Origin of the sequence: Oceanobacillus luteolus (genome assembly GCF_023715655.1) — a bacterium.
Classification (GTDB): Bacteria; Bacillota; Bacilli; order Bacillales; family Amphibacillaceae; genus Oceanobacillus; species Oceanobacillus luteolus.
In genome coordinates this window covers 1-255 of sequence record NZ_JAMBON010000187.1, presented here as the reverse complement: position 1 = coordinate 255, position 255 = coordinate 1, and the positions used below count along the sequence as shown (strand labels likewise).

Here is a 255-nt window from a genome sequence, read left to right as displayed (position 1 = left end):
GACGTTATCTTAACCGCAGAGTTTCAATCTTACCGCGAAGAAAGAAAATTAAATATAGCGATTTGTCGAAAACAAGACCCTGAAAGCAAAGGGAAAGTTGAAAATGTCGTCGGTTTTATCAAAGGAACTTTCGCAAAAAATAGAGTGTACGAAAACATTGAACAATGGAATGATGCGATGTTGAGATGGTTAGCAAGGACGGGGAATAAAAAAGTTCACAATACAACTAAAAAAAGACCAGTCGAAGTGTTTTCT

At 36.5% G+C, this 255-nt stretch carries 1 pseudogene; it reads left to right on the top strand.

Going from position 1 to position 255, the window contains the following annotated elements:
* Positions 1-255: pseudogene (locus M3210_RS20310) on the top strand (IS21 family transposase); the annotation flags it as partial.